The organism is Janibacter hoylei PVAS-1, assembly GCF_000297495.1.
GTDB classification, from domain to species: Bacteria; Actinomycetota; Actinomycetes; order Actinomycetales; family Dermatophilaceae; genus Janibacter; species Janibacter hoylei.
This window is the reverse complement of the sequence record NZ_ALWX01000093.1, coordinates 1-12,074: the sequence shown is the minus strand read 5'-3', so window position 1 is coordinate 12,074 and position 12,074 is coordinate 1. Positions and strand designations below refer to the sequence as shown.

Sequence of the window (12,074 nt, the reverse complement as noted above, 5' to 3'; positions counted from 1 at the left end):
GGTGTCGGCGGCGGTGCGCAGGTCGGCCGCCAACCGGTGCCGGGCGGCGTCGGCGTGCTCGACCGCGCCCCCGCAGTCGCTGCCGCAGCTCGTCGAGGCCGGCGCCGGTGCGGGCCGAGGTGCCGATGACCTCGTGGGTCTGCAGCCCATCGCGCTCCAGCAGGCGGGAGAGGTCGGCCTCGATCTGCTCCTGCCCGCCAGCGGGCAGGCGGTCGACCTGGTTGAGCACGACGATCGTCACCGCGCCGTACTCGCGCAGCACCGCGACGTAGTCGTCGTGGAGCACGGCGTCGGCGTACTTCTGCGGGTCCGTCACCCACACGAAGACGTCGACGAGCTCGAGCACCCGCTGCGCCTCCTGCCGGTTGGCCGACTCGCGGGAGTCGAAGTCGGGCAGGTCGACGAGGACGAGCCCGTCCAGCGCGTCGTCACCCGCCTCCACCTGGTGCCGGGTGCCCACGGAGAGCCAGTCGAGCAGCTCGCCGGCCGGCTCAGCACCCCACACGGCAGCCGTGGGGGTCGAGGTCGTCGGGCGCCGCATGCCCGCCCGGGCGACGTCGGCGCCGACGAGCGCGTTGAAGAGGGAGGACTTGCCGGACCCCGTCGCGCCGGCGAGCGCCACGACGGTGTGCCCACCGACGAGACCGGTGCGCTCGCGGACCTTGCCGACGACCTCCCCGGCCCGGGCCGCGGGCGTCGGCTCCAGACGATCGCCGCCCACCCGCAGGGCCGTCTCGAGGGCGTCCGCGCGCGCGTTGAGCTCCTCCGCGGGGACGGCCGTGCGCCCGTCGTCACGCCGAAGGGGGTTGAGCCGGCTCATCGGGACACCTCCCCCACCGCTGCGGTGGCCTGCTCGAGACGCCGGATCTGTGCCTCGCTCACCGAGAGCTCGCCGGTCACCGTCGTGTACCGCTCGCGCTCGGCCGTGTACAGGGTGGCGACCCGCTCGAGCAGCAGCCCGCGCGCCTTGCGTGCCATGTCGCGCACGGCCTGGTCGCCGAAGATCGCCTCGAGCACCTTCTGCGCCAGGGCGGTCGTGCCGCCCGCGATCGCGACCTCCGGGGCGACGAGCACGCCACCGGTGTGGGCGAAGGAGACGAGCATGAGGAAGAGGCCGATGCCGTTGACGCCGTAGGCGGCGATGCGCGCATTGGTGCGGCGGTTGCCCCCTTCGGACCGGACGATGTCGAGGACATCGCCCTGCCAGTCGCGCACGAGCCGCTCCACGGCGGGCTCGAGGTCGGCGGAGGAACGGGCGAGCTCGGGGTGCTGCTCGAGGACGAGCTGGCCGGCCTCGGTGCCGCGCCAGGTGCGGGTGATGGTCGCCGCCGCGGCGTCCGCCTCGGCGATGAGGAGCGCGCTCACACCGGTGTGCAGCGCCTCGTCGAGCTCGGCCGACGGCGGTGGCCCGCCGCCCGCGGCGGAGGTGACGCGGTCGCGCAGGCGCGAGACCCCCTTCTCGACCTTGCGGAAGAACTCGCCGGTGCCGACGAACTCCTGCCACCGCGCCAGCACCTCGCCACGGAGCAGCTGCCCGTCCTGCATGCCGTCGGTCACGCCCTGCTCGGCGGCGTCGTAGGCGTCGTAGGCCGTCTGCGTCAGGCTGCCCGTCGCCTCCCGGTCGGCGCGGGCGGCAGCGACCAGCCCGCTCGCCCGGCCGTCGAGGGAGCGCAGCGCCCCCTGCAGCGTCTGACGGATGACGCTCGCCCGGGCACGCTGGTCGCCGGCGAGCGCCGTCAGCCAGGCGCGCAGCCGCTCGATGTCGGCCTCGGGGATCAGTCCGGAGGCGTCGAGCTCGGTCTCGGGCACGGTGAAGACGGGGGCCGTCTCGAGGCCTTGCTCGCGCAGCATCTCGACGAGGTGGGTGCGCACCTCGGCGGCCGCCGGCCGGTCGACGCGGTCGAGGACGATGGCCACCGCCGTGCCCCGGTCGGAGGCCTGCCGCAGCAGCCGCCACGGGACGTCGTCGGCGTAGCGCGCGGCCGTCGTGACGAAGAGCCACAGGTCGGCCGCAGAGAGCAGCTGCGCAGCCAGGTCGCGGTTGGCCGAGACGACGGAGTCGATGTCGGGGGCGTCGAGGACCGCCATGCCCGGCGGGAGCGTCGGCGAGGCGGTGAGCCGCACCGTCCCCGGCTGCGGGTCCGCGCCCTCGTCCCCGGTGACCCTGGCGAGCGAAGGGAGGACCCGCGCGTCGCGGAACCACCGCACGTCGTCGGGGTGGTGGATGAGCACCGGGCTCGTCGTCGTCGGGCGCAGCACCCCCGAGCGACTCACCTCGCGCCGCAGGATCGAGTTGACGAGCGTCGACTTGCCCGAGCCGGTCGACCCGCCGACGACGGCGAGCAGCGGGGCGTCGATCGAGGAGAGCCGCGGGATGACGTAGTCGTCGAGCTGGGCGAGCAGCTCACGACGCTCGTCGCGGGCCGCTCGAGTGCTCGACAGGTCGAGCGTCAGGCGGCTGCGCTCGACCTCGTCCCGGAGGGCGGTGACCCGACCCAGGAGGTCGCTGTCCGCGATGGTTCCCCGTGACCTCTCACCCATGGGCACACCTTAACCAGCACGAGCGCGTGCGCCGCGCCCCCCGGCAGGACTCGAACCTGCGACCTAGGGATTAGAAGGCCCTTGCTCTGTCCAGCTGAGCTACGGAGGCATGCCCGGGCGGCGAGGTGTCCACGCCGGGGCGAGTCCCAGTGTAGTGAGCGCCACGACCTGCCATGATCGGCACCATGTCGGTCCGAGTCGTCGTGCGTGAGGCGCGGGTGAGCACCTCGTCCGCCGATCTCGCGCTGCTCGACGCCGGCGAGCGCGACCGCGCCGGGCGCAAGCGGGAGACCGCTCCCTTCGTCACGGGCCACGCGCTCGTGCGGCGCCTCCTCGCCGACCTGCTCGACCGCGACCCGGCGTCGTTGGCCTTCGCCCGACGGTGCACCACGTGCGGCAGCGACGCCCACGGCAAGCCGAGCGTGCTCGACGCCCCCGGGTGGCACTTCTCGCTGTCCTACACCCCCTCCGTCGCCGTCGTCGCGGCCACGGAGGGCGTGGACGTCGGGATCGATGTCGAGGACCTCACCGACGCCGACTTCGACGGCTTCGCCGCGGCCACCCTCGCCCGGCACGAGGTGGAGGGCTTTGCCGGCCTCGCGGGGCACGAGCTGCTCGTGGCGCGCGCCCGGGTGTGGGCCCGCAAGGAGGCGGTGCTCAAGGCGACCGGTCACGGTCTCGTGGTCGACCCCGCCGAGGTGCTCGTCTCGGGGCCGCTCGACCCACCGGCGCTCGTCGACTGGCAGGCCGAGGAGCCGCGCCCGGCCGCGATCACCATCGCCGACGTCGAGCTGGCGAGCGAGGACCACCGGGCCGCGGTCGCCGTGCTGACCGACGAGGCCGTGGAGATCGTCGGCCAGCAGGCCTGAGCGGTCAGACCGCGCCGGCGAACTCGCGGCGGCGGGCGGTCATGGAGTCGAGCAGCACCCGCTCGCGGTGCAGGGCCTGCGGGTCCGCCGCGTGGCTCAGCTGGCGGAAGCGCAGCAGGGCCAGCTCCGAGGCGCAGTCCTGGAAGCTGCGCATGGAGCTCAACCCGCCCGGGCCGCGGTGGTAGCGCGCCCAGCGACGCGCCGCCCGGCGGGCCTTCATCGACGCGAGCATCGTGACCTCGGCACCGGAGATCCACCCGGTGTCGACGTAGGCCATGAGGTGCTGGCCGATGACCCTGCCCTCGCGCTTGCGGGTCCAGATGACGAAGCCGACGAAGACGACGAAGACGACGAAGCCGAAGCCGAGGTTGACGACCAGACCGATCTCGCCGCTCGAGGCGCCGAGGTTCCACAGACCGTGGAGGAGGACCGCGGCGCACCAGCCGATGATCGGCGCGACGATCTTGACGCCCGTCGAGCGCGACACCGCGGCCACCCCGACGCCGACCCCCGTCATCGCCGTGAACATCGGGTGGCAGAAGGGGGTGACGAGGCCGCGCAGGATGAAGGTCGCGCGGAAGCCCTCCATCCCGTGCTCGATGGCGGCGATGGCGAGGTACTGGATGTTTTCGGTGAAGGCGAAGCCCGCGGCCACGATGCCCGCGTAGACGATGCCGTCGGTCAGGCCGTTGAACTCGCGACGCATGAACCACCACATGATGAGGAGGAAGACCCCCTTCGTCGTCTCCTCGACGAGCGGCGCCGAGACGACGGTCGTGAGCACCTCCTCGTTTTCTGCGCCGAAGACGGCCCCCAGGACGGCCCCGAAGATCCCGTTGCCGATGATCGCGAGCATCGTCGAGCCCAGGGCGCCGTAGAGGAAGGCCGTCAGCAGGTAGCGCCAGGGCTCGGCCTCGAAGCGGTCGAGCCACAGGAAGATCGGGACGACGATGCACAGCGGGATGAGCGCCGCGATGAGGCTGACGAGGACGAGGACGACCCCGAGGCTCGGCAGCCACATGAGCGCGAAGAGGAGCATGAGGAGGAGTGAGAAGAGGGCGACGATGCCGCCGAGGATCCAGGTGCGCAGCGTGGGGCGCGGCGTCGGGTTGCTCTGCGCGGCCGACGTCACGTAGTGCGCCGAGTACTGCTGCTGCTGCAGCCAGGCCTGGTGCTGCTGGTACTGCTGCGCCGCCTGGTGCTGAGCGGCCGCCTGCTGCTGGGCGGCGGCCTGCTGGGCAGCGCGCTGCTGCTCCTCGTAGGCGCGCTGCAGCTCGAGGACCTTGTCCCGCGAGTCGGTGCGCGCGGTCTCCTCGGCCAGGGCGATGGAGCGCGTCGCCGTGCGGTACCACTCCGGCTCGTCCGGCACGGAGCGGCGCATCATCCGTCGGGACAGCGTGTCCTCCGGCGCGCCGCCGCTCGGCGGGGCCGGGGGGCTGCCCGGCGGGCGGAGGCGGGGTGGTCCCCGCGCTGGTGGGCGGAGGAGGCGTCGCTCCCCTCACGGGCGGCGGCGGGGTCGACGTCACGGCAGCCGGCGGCGGGGGTGGCGTGCCCGGAGCCGGCGGCTGACCGTGGGGAGGCGGGGGTGGCGTCGCGGTCATGGCGTCAACGCTAACCGAGCAGGGGGCGCCTGTCGGTGGGTAGGACTCCCCAGTGACCGGGGCCTCAGGTCCCCCGCGGCTAGGGTGGCGGACGTGACTTCCTCCACCACGAACTCGTCCGAACGCATCGTCTGGATCGACTGCGAGATGACCGGGCTCTCCCTCGAGCACGATGCCCTCATCGAGGTGGCCGTGCTCATCACCGACTACGAGCTCAACCAGCTCGACGACGGGCTCGACGTCATCGTCCGTCCGCCCGAGGCAGCTCTCACCCAGATGAACGACTTCGTGCGCGACATGCACACGAGCTCCGGCCTGCTCGACGTGCTCGCCGACGGGATGACGCTCGAGCAGGCCGAGGAGGCCGTGCTGGCCCACGTGCGCGCGTACGTCCCCGACGCCGGCAAGGCGCCGCTCGGCGGCAACACGGTCGCGACCGACCGCGCCTTCCTCGCCCGGGACATGCCGACCCTCGAGGGGCACCTGCACTACCGGATGATCGACGTCTCCTCGATCAAGGAGCTCTCCCGCCGCTGGTACCCGCGCGCCTACTTCGCCTCCCCCGACAAGCACGGCGGCCACCGGGCCCTCGCCGACATCACCGAGTCGATCGCCGAGCTGCGCTACTACCGCGAGGCCGTCTTCCGACCGCAGCCCGGGCTGGAGAGCGCGGAGCTCAAGGAGATCGCCGCGCGCCACCAGGTGTCCGGCCCCGACGCGGGCTGAGCGGCGGCCCTCGGCCCGAGCACGACGAAGGCCCCCCCGGGTGAACCCGGGGGGGCCTTCGCCATCTTGGGGTGAGTAACGGGACTTGAACCCGCGACCCTCGCGACCACAACGCGATGCTCTACCAGCTGAGCTATACCCACCACGGCTGCCTGTCTCAGGCAGCGCGGACCATCGTACCTGCTCTCGGAGGGTGCTCGTGACCACCCACCTCCCGGGTCCGTACAGGCGGATCGGGCACGATGGCAGGGTGATCACCACCGACCGCCCCCATCCCCCCTTCGTCCGTGTCGCGACCGTCCTCGCCGCCCTCGCCGCGCTGCTCCTCGCCGCGCTCGTCGCGGCGCCCCCCGGCAGCCGCGCACGCCCGGCTCGAGGCGTCCAGCCCCAAGGACGGCTCGACCCTCACGGCCACGCCGCCGGAGGTGATGCTGCGCTTCAACGAGCCGGTCAAGGACGGGCTCAACCAGGTGAGCGTCAAGAGCGGCTCGACCGACGTCACCGACGGGGACCTCGAGCTCGCGGGCAACACGGTCTACCAGCCGCTCAAGACGGTCATCGACGCCGGCGACTACACGATCACGTACAAGGTCGTCAGCGCAGACGGGCACCCGATCAGCGGATCGGTGAAGTTCACCTACGCCCCGCCGGAGGGCGACCAGGGTGCGGGCGAGCCGACGACCTCGGCGACGTCGGGGACCTCGAGCGACGCGCCGAGCAGCTCGTCGTCGACCTCCGGCACGACCCCGCCCCCCGCCTCGAGCACGTCGGAGCCGACGACCCCCCTCCTCCACGCAGGAGCCGAGCACGAGCAGCTCCACCTCGCCCGAGGAGAGCGCCTCGACCAGCCCGACGGACGGCGAGACCGCTCCGTCGCTGCCCGACGACTCCGGGACGACCGACGACGCCGCAGGCGAGGAGGCGACCACCGACGACGACTCCGGCACGCCGTGGTGGGCTTGGGCGGCCGGCCTCGGCGGCCTGCTCGTCATCCTGGCCGGCATCGGCCTGCTCCTGCGCGGCCGCCGGGACCCCGGCGACGCCGAGGAGATCGACCTCGACGAGTGGCGCGACTGACCCACGGCACCACGACGAAGGGCCCCACCGCGATGCGGTGGGGCCCTTCGTGATCTGTGCGCCAACAGGGACTCGAACCCCGAACCCGCTGATTAAGAGTCAGCTGCTCTGCCAATTGAGCTATTGGCGCGCGAGGAGAGACATTAGCACCACGATGCCGCGGAGACGAAATCGACGCCACGACAAGGCATCCGGCGCCTGACCACGGCATGACGAAGGGCGGACCCCGCCGGGGAACCGCCCCTCGTCACGCTGTGGTGAGGTCACCAGGAGCGCTTGGCGCGCTGCCGCTCCCACTTCTTGTGCTTGCGGTTGGTCGAGATGATCTTCAGGACGATCAGGCCCGCGACGGCAGCCGCCGCGATCGCGACACGGTCCATCCGCAGCTCGCCCGACTCGGTGCGCGTCGCCTGCGCGAAGGAGGCCTTGGCCTGCTCCTTCTGGCGGGCCACGACGTTCTTGGGCGCAGCCCGGACCGTCAGCTCGTCGATCGTCTGGGCGAGCCGGTCACGGGTCGTCACGATGTCGTTCTCGAGCTTGGTCATGCTCGGGTTGTCATTGCTCACGTGGGGGTTCCGTCCTTACTCGATGCCGAGGTCGCGGCGGATGCGGGCCACGTGGCCCGTCGCCTTGACGTTGTACTGGGCGTGGGTGACCACGCCATCTTCTCCGACGACGATCGTAGAGCGGATGACGCCCTGGACCGTCTTGCCGTACAACTTCTTCTCACCATAGGCGCCCCAGGCGGTCATCACCGCCTTGTCCGCGTCGGAGAGGAGCGTGATCGTCAGCCCGTCGCGCTCGCGAAACTTCGCGAGCTTCGCCGGCTGATCCGGGGAGATGCCGATGACCTCGGTGTCGGCGGCGCGCAGCGCCTCGAGCGAGTCGCTGAAGTCGCACGCCTGCTTGGTGCAACCCGGGGTCATCGCCGCCGGGTAGAAGTAGACGATGACCCGCTTGCCGCGGAAGTCGCTCAGGGAGACCTCGGTCCCGGTGTCGTCGGGGAGGGTGAAGTCCGGCGCTTGGTCGCCCGGGCTGAGTCGCTCGCCCATCTCGCCTCGCTCTCTGTGGCACTGCGCGTGCCCTATGGTCGGTGGACGCTCTGCCCCGAACCTATCCCAGAGCCCCGCGCTGCCGAAGGAGTCACATGCACGTCCCCGACGGATTCCTCGACGTCCCGACATCGGTCGCGACCGGCGTCGTGGCGGCCGCCGGCGTGACCCTCGCGCTGCGCCGCAGCCGCGGCGAGGTCGACGACCGGGTCGCTCCCCTCGCCGGGCTCGTCGCGACCTTCGTCTTCGCGGCCCAGATGCTCAACTTCCCCGTGGGAGCGGGCACCTCAGGCCACCTCATCGGCGGTGCCCTCGCGGCCGTGCTCGTCGGGCCGTGGGTCGCGACGCTGTGCCTCACGGTCGTCCTGCTCGTGCAGGCGCTCGTCTTCGCCGACGGCGGGCTGACGGCGCTCGGCACCAATGTCGTCCTCATGGCGATCGTCGGCGTCTGGGTCGGCTGGGCCGTCTTTGCGGCGGCCCGACGGGTGCTGCCGGCTCGCACCGGGAGCGTGCCAGTGGCCGCGTCCGTCGGCGCACTGGTGTCCGTGCCGGCCGCCGCCGCCGTCTTCACCGGGCTCTTCGCGATCGGCGGCACGGCCCCGGTCGAGCTGGGGGGCGCTGCTGACGGCGATGCTCTCGTGGCACGTCGTCATCGGGATCGGTGAGGCCGTCATCACGGGTCTCGTGGTCTCCGCCGTCCTGTCGGTGCGACCCGACCTCGTGCACGGGGCCCCGCAACCCGTCGAGCCGCACCTCCGCGCGGACGAGGCGGTCGCCCGATGAGGCAGCGCGTCTCCACCCGCACCCTCGTGGTCGCCGGCCTCGCCGTCTGCCTGTTGCTCGCGGCCGTGGTGAGCGCCTGGGCCTCGGGCCACCCCGACGGGCTCGAGCACGTCGCCGAGACCCTCGGCTTCGCCGACTCCGCCGGCGACCACGCCGCCGAGGGGTCTCCCTTCGCCGACTACGGGACGAAGGGGGTCGACGGCCCGCTCTCCGGCGGCCTGGCCGGGGTCGTCGGCGTCGCGCTGACCGCCGCCGTCATGTGGCTCGTGCTGCGTCTCGTGCGCCGCCGCGACTGAGGTGGCCGGACCGCACCACCACGCGCTGGCCCACCACGGCCGGTCCTGGTTGCACCGAGCACCGGCCCACCTGAAGATCGTCGCCACGCTGCTCTTCGTCGTCGCGGTCGTCGCGACGCCGCGGGAGGCGGTGTGGGCCTTCGGGGTGCACGCGGCGCTCCTCCTCACGACGGTGCTCGTCAGTCGCGTCCCCGTGCGGCACCTGGCTCCCCGACTGCTCGTCGAGGTGCCCTTCGTCGTCTTCGCCGTGCTCATGCCCTTCGTCGCGACGGGGCCGAGGACCGACGTCGGGCCGCTGTCCCTCTCGGTCGCCGGCCTGTGGGGCGCGTGGGGTCTCCTCGCGAAGGGCACGCTCGGGGTCGGCGCCTCGCTGCTGCTCGCTGCCACCACTCCCCCGGCCGACGTCGTCGCCGGCCTGGCCCGACTGCGGCTGCCCGCACAGCTCGTCCTCATCCTCGGCTTCATGGTCCGCTACACCGACGTCGTCGGCGGCCAGCTGCAGGCGATGCGGGTGGCCCGCGAGTCGCGCGGCTTCCGCGGCGGCGGACTGCGCTCGTGGCCGGTCCTCGCGGGCATCGCCGGCGCGCTCTTCATCCGCTCGTACGAGCGGGGCGAGCGAGTGCACCTCGCGATGCTCTCGCGTGGCCACGACGGGCGCCTGCGCGTCGACCGGACGCCCGTGCCCGCCTCGACCTGGGTCCTCGCGATGCTGCTGCCCCTGGCCGCGGGCACGGTGCTCGTCTGCGCGATGATGACCTCGTGAGCACGCCCGTCATCGACCTGCGCGGGGTCCGGCACACCTACCCGGACGGGCACCGTGCTCTCGACGGCGTCGACCTGCACATCCACCCCGGTGAGCGGGTGGCCCTGCTCGGGCCCAACGGCGCGGGCAAGACGACGCTCGTGCTCCACCTCAACGGCATCCTCACCCCGACGAGCGGGTCGGTCGCCGTCTCGGGGCTGCCCGTGGTCCGTGAGCACCTGCTCGACGTGCGCCGGCGGGTCGGCATCGTCTTCCAGGACCCCGACGACCAGCTCTTCATGACGACCGTCGCGCAGGACGTCGCCTTCGGCCCGCGCAACCTCGGGCTCTCGGCGGACGAGGTCGACGCCCGGGTCGAGGAGGCCCTGACCGACGTCGGGATGCTCGACGTCGCCGACCGGCCCCCGCACCACCTGTCCTTCGGGCAGAAGCGGCGGGTCGCGGTCGCGACGGTGCTCGCGATGCGCCCGGAGATCCTCGTGCTCGACGAGCCGAGCAGCAACCTCGACCCGGCCTCGCGTCGCGAGCTCGCCGAGATCGTCGACGGCCTCGACATCACGGTGCTCATGGTGACGCACGACCTGCCGTACGCCCTCCAGCTGTGCGAGCGCTCGGTCGTGCTCTCCGAAGGGAGGATGGTCGCCGACGCCGCGACGCGCGAGGTGCTCTCGGACGGCGAGCTCATGGCGGCGCACCGGCTGGAGCTGCCCTACGGCTTCGACCCGCGGTCGGTGCCGGGGCGCACGCCCGGCTGACCGGTGCGATCAGTCGGTGATGCCGACGAAGGTCGGCTCGAGGACGATCTCGCTGCGCAGGCTCTGCGCGATGAAGCACTCCCTGTGGGCGACCTCGACGAGCCGCTCGACCTTGGCGCGGGGGGCCGGGGCAGCGAGGGTGATGTGCGGACGCAGGACGATGCGCGTCACCCACATCGGCCGCTCGCCCTCCGCCATCTCCCCCACCGCCTCGTCCCGGTAGTCGACCACGTCGAGGCGGGCCCGGGCGGCGACGGCGAGGAAGGAGAGCATCTGGCAGCTGCTCGCCGCCGCGACGAGGAGCTGCTCGGGGTTGGGCAGGCTGGCGTCGCCCCGGAAGGCAGCGTCGCTGCTCGCGTGCGTCGTCATCGACGCCATCGTCAGCTCGTGCTCGCGGGAGTAGTCGTCGTAGCCGACGCCCGTCGAGCCCGACCAGGCGAGGGTCGTGGTGAAGGAGTGGTCGCTCACCGGGCACCTCCTTGAGCGAGAATCGTTGTCGGTGGTCAACTCTAGAGTTCCCTCATGGGGAGGAAGTACACAAAGGAACTGCTGGAAGAGGCTGCTGCCAACTCGACTTCGGTTCCGGGGATTCTCAGATACCTGGGGTTGAGGCAAGCCGGAGGCACCCAGGCCCATATAGGACGCATGCTGAAGAAGCTCGAAGTGGACACGTCTCACTTCACGCAACGTGGTCTGCCTCCCACGAGACCTCCACTGACGGCGGCACAGATCCTCGTCCGGAAGCCTCGCGACGCAAACCGGACCAAGCCTGAGCAACTCCGACGTGCGCTCAATGAGATCGGTCGGCCGTACGTGTGCGAGATGTGCGGGTGCGATGGAAACTGGCAAGGCCACACCATCTCGTTGCATGTTGATCACATCGACGGCGACATGACGAACAACGTGCCTGAAAACGTCCGCTACCTATGTCCGAACTGCCATTCCACAACCGAAACGTTCGCCGGCCGACAGAAGGGTCGCTACACCAGCGCCTAGACTGCACGACCGAGCCGAAGTGGCGGAAATGGCAGACGCGCGGCACTTAGGATGCCGTGTCCACGGGCGTGCGGGTTCAAGTCCCGCCTTCGGCACAAGAGATTTTGAGTGGAGGACTGGACCGTGTCAGAGCGACCGGAGATCGTGTGCATCTGCGGTTCGCAGATGACCTGCGTAGGGCACACCGGGATCTGACCCTCTCGGGACTCATCGCCCTCATGCCCGGCGAGATCGACGGGGAGGTCACCAGCGACCAGAATGCCATGCTGAACGCACTCCACCTGCGCAAGATCGACCTCGCCTACAGGGTGCTCGTGGTCAACCCGGGCGGGTACATCGGCGAGTCCACTCGCTCAGAGATTGCCTACGCTCGCGCCACCGAAACGCCTGTCTCGTTCACCGACCCCCTCTGAATGGTCAGCCTTGCGTGGGCACGCTCCCAGATCGGCCCCTAGCCGCGCTTTAGCCTCGAGACGCGGGTCCGGGCAGGTTTCGAGGCTCGGCCGCGGGCGGCCTCGCACCTCAACCAGCGCGGTGATTCCGGCCGCGGGCGGCCTCGCACCTCAACCAGCGCGGTGATTCCGGCCGCGGGCGGCCTCGCACCTCAACCAGCGC

The 12,074-nt window shown here is 71.8% G+C and carries 16 protein-coding genes and 4 tRNA genes; 11 read left to right on the top strand and 9 right to left on the bottom strand.

What is annotated here, in order from left to right:
* From B277_RS15085 to B277_RS15075, 3 genes are all read right to left on the bottom strand, one after another.
* On the bottom strand, positions 1 to 820 hold an 820-nt coding region (locus B277_RS15085; RefSeq protein WP_007929826.1), incomplete at its 3' end, for a GTPase.
* The gene (locus tag B277_RS15080) at positions 817 to 2,541 is read right to left on the bottom strand and encodes a dynamin family protein (protein WP_007929824.1); all 1,725 of its coding nucleotides are present in this window, start codon (positions 2,539 to 2,541) and stop codon (positions 817 to 819) included. The genes B277_RS15085 and B277_RS15080, both read right to left, overlap by 4 nt.
* Positions 2,542 to 2,575: 34 nt before the next feature.
* A tRNA-Arg gene (locus B277_RS15075) sits at positions 2,576 to 2,650 on the bottom strand.
* A 76-nt stretch (positions 2,651 to 2,726) separates the two neighbouring features.
* Here B277_RS15075 and B277_RS15070 point away from each other — a divergent pair.
* Positions 2,727 to 3,410 (top strand): 4'-phosphopantetheinyl transferase family protein, encoded by a 684-nt coding sequence (locus B277_RS15070; RefSeq protein WP_157986890.1) that lies wholly within the window; start codon positions 2,727 to 2,729, stop codon positions 3,408 to 3,410.
* A gap of 4 nt (positions 3,411 to 3,414) precedes the next feature.
* Here the strand turns inward: B277_RS15070 and B277_RS15065 are convergent, their stop codons facing one another.
* A complete protein-coding gene (locus tag B277_RS15065; RefSeq protein WP_007929820.1) occupies positions 3,415 to 4,794 on the bottom strand; it encodes a PrsW family intramembrane metalloprotease in 1,380 nt (459 codons plus the stop codon).
* A gap of 301 nt (positions 4,795 to 5,095) precedes the next feature.
* Here B277_RS15065 and orn point away from each other — a divergent pair, with 301 nt between their 5' ends.
* The gene (gene orn / locus B277_RS19330; protein ID WP_007929818.1) at positions 5,096 to 5,737 is read left to right on the top strand and encodes an oligoribonuclease; all 642 of its coding nucleotides are present in this window, start codon (positions 5,096 to 5,098) and stop codon (positions 5,735 to 5,737) included.
* A 67-nt stretch (positions 5,738 to 5,804) separates the two neighbouring features.
* Here orn and B277_RS15055 read toward each other — a convergent pair.
* A tRNA-His gene (locus tag B277_RS15055) sits at positions 5,805 to 5,880 on the bottom strand.
* 144 nt (positions 5,881 to 6,024) lie between these two features.
* On the opposite strand from B277_RS15055, the gene B277_RS16270 reads away from it, so the two are divergent.
* Complete coding sequence (locus B277_RS16270) at positions 6,025 to 6,867, top strand: copper resistance CopC family protein (protein ID WP_007929817.1); 843 nt, start codon at positions 6,025 to 6,027, stop codon at positions 6,865 to 6,867.
* A 4-nt stretch (positions 6,868 to 6,871) separates the two neighbouring features.
* Here B277_RS16270 and B277_RS15045 read toward each other — a convergent pair.
* The 3 genes from B277_RS15045 to bcp form a co-directional block, all read right to left on the bottom strand.
* Positions 6,872 to 6,944: transfer RNA gene (locus B277_RS15045), tRNA-Lys, on the bottom strand.
* A gap of 133 nt (positions 6,945 to 7,077) precedes the next feature.
* The gene (locus B277_RS15040) at positions 7,078 to 7,359 is read right to left on the bottom strand and encodes a DUF3618 domain-containing protein (RefSeq protein WP_169330626.1); all 282 of its coding nucleotides are present in this window, start codon (positions 7,357 to 7,359) and stop codon (positions 7,078 to 7,080) included.
* Positions 7,360 to 7,395: 36 nt separating this feature from the next.
* Entirely contained in the window at positions 7,396 to 7,866 is a 471-nt protein-coding gene (gene bcp, locus B277_RS15035; protein WP_007929815.1) for a thioredoxin-dependent thiol peroxidase, read from the bottom strand.
* A gap of 95 nt (positions 7,867 to 7,961) precedes the next feature.
* Here bcp and B277_RS17110 point away from each other — a divergent pair, with 95 nt between their 5' ends.
* Genes B277_RS17110 through B277_RS15015 form a run of 5 tightly spaced genes read left to right on the top strand, consistent with a single transcriptional unit; the run spans position 7,962 to position 10,463 of the window.
* Entirely contained in the window at positions 7,962 to 8,531 is a 570-nt protein-coding gene (locus B277_RS17110) for an energy-coupling factor ABC transporter permease (RefSeq protein ID WP_007929814.1), read from the top strand.
* Entirely contained in the window at positions 8,497 to 8,649 is a 153-nt protein-coding gene (locus tag B277_RS19620) for an energy-coupling factor ABC transporter permease (RefSeq protein WP_274517189.1), read from the top strand. The genes B277_RS17110 and B277_RS19620 overlap by 35 nt, the downstream gene beginning before the upstream one ends.
* The gene (locus B277_RS17685; RefSeq protein ID WP_040881781.1) at positions 8,646 to 8,945 is read left to right on the top strand and encodes a PDGLE domain-containing protein; all 300 of its coding nucleotides are present in this window, start codon (positions 8,646 to 8,648) and stop codon (positions 8,943 to 8,945) included. Before B277_RS19620 ends, B277_RS17685 begins: the two co-directional genes overlap by 4 nt.
* Position 8,946: 1 nt before the next feature.
* The gene (gene cbiQ, locus B277_RS15020) at positions 8,947 to 9,708 is read left to right on the top strand and encodes a cobalt ECF transporter T component CbiQ (RefSeq protein WP_007929813.1); all 762 of its coding nucleotides are present in this window, start codon (positions 8,947 to 8,949) and stop codon (positions 9,706 to 9,708) included.
* Entirely contained in the window at positions 9,705 to 10,463 is a 759-nt protein-coding gene (locus B277_RS15015; RefSeq protein WP_007929812.1) for an energy-coupling factor ABC transporter ATP-binding protein, read from the top strand. Before cbiQ ends, B277_RS15015 begins: the two co-directional genes overlap by 4 nt.
* Positions 10,464 to 10,472: 9 nt before the next feature.
* On the opposite strand, the gene B277_RS15010 is transcribed toward B277_RS15015, so the two are convergent.
* Complete coding sequence (locus B277_RS15010) at positions 10,473 to 10,931, bottom strand: OsmC family protein (RefSeq protein WP_007929811.1); 459 nt, start codon at positions 10,929 to 10,931, stop codon at positions 10,473 to 10,475.
* Positions 10,932 to 10,985: 54 nt separating this feature from the next.
* Here B277_RS15010 and B277_RS17105 point away from each other — a divergent pair, with 54 nt between their 5' ends.
* From B277_RS17105 to B277_RS15000, 3 genes are all read left to right on the top strand, one after another.
* Positions 10,986 to 11,459, top strand: a complete 474-nt coding sequence (locus tag B277_RS17105; protein WP_007929810.1) for an HNH endonuclease signature motif containing protein — start codon at positions 10,986 to 10,988, stop codon at positions 11,457 to 11,459.
* Between the two features lie 13 nt (positions 11,460 to 11,472).
* Positions 11,473 to 11,554 (top strand) — tRNA-Leu (locus B277_RS15005).
* Positions 11,555 to 11,677: 123 nt separating this feature from the next.
* Complete coding sequence (locus B277_RS15000) at positions 11,678 to 11,872, top strand: hypothetical protein (RefSeq protein ID WP_338009774.1); 195 nt, start codon at positions 11,678 to 11,680, stop codon at positions 11,870 to 11,872.
* Positions 11,873 to 12,074 lie beyond the last annotated feature (202 nt).

What these genes read in the sequence shown, in the direction of transcription:
- B277_RS19620 (WP_274517189.1), top strand. Translation starts at nt 8,497, where the DNA reads ATGCTCTCGTGGCACGTCGTCATCGGGATCGGTGAGGCCGTCATCACG.
- B277_RS17105 (WP_007929810.1), top strand. Translation starts at nt 10,986, where the DNA reads ATGGGGAGGAAGTACACAAAGGAACTGCTGGAAGAGGCTGCTGCCAAC.
- B277_RS15065 (WP_007929820.1), bottom strand. Translation starts at nt 4,794, where the DNA reads ATGATGCGCCGCTCCGTGCCGGACGAGCCGGAGTGGTACCGCACGGCG.
- B277_RS17110 (WP_007929814.1), top strand. Translation starts at nt 7,962, where the DNA reads ATGCACGTCCCCGACGGATTCCTCGACGTCCCGACATCGGTCGCGACC.
- B277_RS15040 (WP_169330626.1), bottom strand. Translation starts at nt 7,359, where the DNA reads ATGACCAAGCTCGAGAACGACATCGTGACGACCCGTGACCGGCTCGCC.
- B277_RS15070 (WP_157986890.1), top strand. Translation starts at nt 2,727, where the DNA reads ATGTCGGTCCGAGTCGTCGTGCGTGAGGCGCGGGTGAGCACCTCGTCC.
- B277_RS17685 (WP_040881781.1), top strand. Translation starts at nt 8,646, where the DNA reads ATGAGGCAGCGCGTCTCCACCCGCACCCTCGTGGTCGCCGGCCTCGCC.
- B277_RS15000 (WP_338009774.1), top strand. Translation starts at nt 11,678, where the DNA reads ATGCCCGGCGAGATCGACGGGGAGGTCACCAGCGACCAGAATGCCATG.
- B277_RS15080 (WP_007929824.1), bottom strand. Translation starts at nt 2,541, where the DNA reads ATGGGTGAGAGGTCACGGGGAACCATCGCGGACAGCGACCTCCTGGGT.
- bcp (WP_007929815.1), bottom strand. Translation starts at nt 7,866, where the DNA reads ATGGGCGAGCGACTCAGCCCGGGCGACCAAGCGCCGGACTTCACCCTC.